Annotated in this window: 2 tRNA genes and 2 rRNA genes (1 of these 4 cut by a window edge); all 4 read right to left on the bottom strand. The window is 53.6% G+C overall.

Features of this window, described 5'->3' with window-relative positions:
- Window positions 1–877 precede the first annotated feature (877 nt).
- Window positions 878–954: transfer RNA gene (locus K0H79_RS01285), tRNA-Asp, on the bottom strand.
- A gap of 23 nt (window positions 955–977) precedes the next feature.
- Window positions 978–1,093, bottom strand: a 5S ribosomal RNA gene (rrf, locus tag K0H79_RS01280).
- A gap of 41 nt (window positions 1,094–1,134) precedes the next feature.
- A tRNA-Val gene (locus K0H79_RS01275) sits at window positions 1,135–1,210 on the bottom strand.
- 85 nt (window positions 1,211–1,295) lie between these two features.
- A 23S ribosomal RNA gene (locus tag K0H79_RS01270) occupies window positions 1,296–2,500 on the bottom strand (it continues 1,689 nt past the right edge of the window).

The raw sequence follows: 2,500 nt of genomic DNA, 5'->3' as shown, positions 1-2,500 counted from the left end.
GGATTTTGTCTTTAGTTGGCGGACGAATCTCATGAAGCGATGTGGTTATGAGCGAGAGGCTTGGATGCCGAGCAGGGCCGTTAAGCAAGGATACTGTTGGACAGACTTAATGGTCAGCATTAGGCTGGGCGGGTATCAGACTTGGCCTCAAGTGTACGGCACTTTCAGGAGCAAGATATTGAAACCGTGCTATCTCCCCCCAGCGGAGGCACTATGTGAGTTAGCTAGCGATTGTGGCTATCCCTCGATAGTCAGGGCTGAATCGCGTCAGCAGACTCAGAATCTGTACAGGTTAGCGCGGTTCTGGGGCGGATTTATCCGAGGCGCCACAACACCAAGTGCAAAAGTTGTAAAACGAAAAAAGCCTCTGCGCTCTTGTTTACAAGAGTGCAGAGGCTTTCGTCTTTAGTTGGCGGCCGAGTATCGCGAAGCGATGTGCTTACGAGCGAGAGGCATGGATGCCGAGCTGGGCTTTTAAGCAGGGACGCTGTTGGACGGGGCTGCCCGCGACAAAGTACGCAGCACTTTCACGAGCGTTAAATACAAAAAAGCCCCGCCGTTTCCAGCGAGGCTTCATGTAAGTTGGCGGAGCAGACGGGAGTCATCGGGGACGCCTAGTTGCGCACGGCCAGTGTCGCGACCAGGAGTCCGCAGGGCCCCGTCGCGGGAAGCAAATAGCAAAAAGCCCCATCCGAAGATGAGGCTTTTCACTTAAGTTTGCGGAGCGGACGGGGCTTAAACCCCTGTGCCTTCGTCACGCGTGACAGGCCGGCTTTCTCTAATAAAGAAGCTAACCAACTGAACTACCGCTCTACTGCAATTTGTTTTCAGATAGATAAAAGCCTCTGCATTACTGCAGAGGCTTTCGTCTTTATGTTGGCGGAGCGGACGGGACTCGAACCCGCGACCCCCGGCGTGACAGGCCGGTATTCTAACCAACTGAACTACCGCTCCTTTGGGCTAGGCCCAAATTAGGCGTCTGGCAATGACCTACTCTCACATGGGGAGACCCCACACTACCATCGGCGCTGCTCCGTTTCACTACTGAGTTCGGAATGGGATCAGGTGGGACCAGAGCGCTATTGTCACCAGACAAATTTGTTAATTCGGAAAGCTGCATTACGCAGAAAATGATGGTGGTCGCTACTGGGATCGAACCAGTGACCCCCTCCTTGTAAGGGAGGTGCTCTCCCGGCTGAGCTAAGCGACCGGTATTCTGTGCTATTGAGTTATCACTTCAATCAAGTCTGGTTTCTTCAAGACTATCTACACCATCTGAAACCCATCTGGGTTGTATGGTTAAGCCGCACGAGTCATTAGTACAGGTTAGCTCAACGCCTCACAACGCTTACACACCCTGCCTATCAACGTCCTGGTCTCGGACGGCTCTTCAGTGGACTCAAGGTCCAAGGGAAGACTCATCTTGGGGCTCGCTTCCCGCTTAGATGCTTTCAGCGGTTATCGATTCCGAACGTAGCTACCGGGCAATGCCATTGGCATGACAACCCGAACACCAGCGGTTCGTTCACTCCGGTCCTCTCGTACTAGGAGCAACCCCCCTCAATCTTCCAACGCCCACGGCAGATAGGGACCGAACTGTCTCACGACGTTCTGAACCCAGCTCGCGTACCACTTTAAATGGCGAACAGCCATACCCTTGGGACCGACTTCAGCCCCAGGATGTGATGAGCCGACATCGAGGTGCCAAACACCGCCGTCGATATGAACTCTTGGGCGGTATCAGCCTGTTATCCCCGGAGTACCTTTTATCCGTTGAGCGATGGCCCTTCCATGCAGAACCACCGGATCACTATGACCTACTTTCGTACCTGCTCGACGTGTCTGTCTCGCAGTTAAGCTGGCTTGTGCCATTACACTAACCACACGATGTCCGACCGTGTTTAGCCAACCTTCGTGCTCCTCCGTTACTCTTTGGGAGGAGACCGCCCCAGTCAAACTACCCACCAGGCACTGTCCCTAGTCCAGATTCATGGACCGAGGTTAGAACACCAACACTACAAGGGTGGTATTTCAAGGTTGACTCCACGAGAACTGGCGTTCCCGCTTCAAAGTCTCCCACCTATCCTACACATGTAGGGTCAATGTTCAGTGCCAAGCTATAGTAAAGGTTCACGGGGTCTTTCCGTCTAGCCGCGGGTATACGGCATCTTCACCGCAATTTCAACTTCACTGAGTCTCGGCTGGAGACAGCGTGGCCATCATTACGCCATTCGTGCAGGTCGGAACTTACCCGACAAGGAATTTCGCTACCTTAGGACCGTTATAGTTACGGCCGCCGTTTACCGGGGCTTCGATCATGAGCTTCTCTTGCGATAACCCAATCAATTAACCTTCCGGCACCGGGCAGGCGTCACACCGTATACTTCCTCTTGCGAGTTTGCACAGTGCTGTGTTTTTGATAAACAGTTGCAGCCACCTGGTATCTGCGACTGCCGTCAGCTCGGGGAGCAAGTCCCGTCACCAACAGCAGCGTACCTTC

This window comes from Shewanella sp. FJAT-52076, assembly GCF_019457455.1.
GTDB lineage: Bacteria > Pseudomonadota > Gammaproteobacteria > Enterobacterales > Shewanellaceae > Shewanella > Shewanella zhangzhouensis.
The sequence above is the reverse complement of the archived record's forward strand: the minus strand, read 5'-3'. Positions and strand labels throughout refer to the sequence as shown.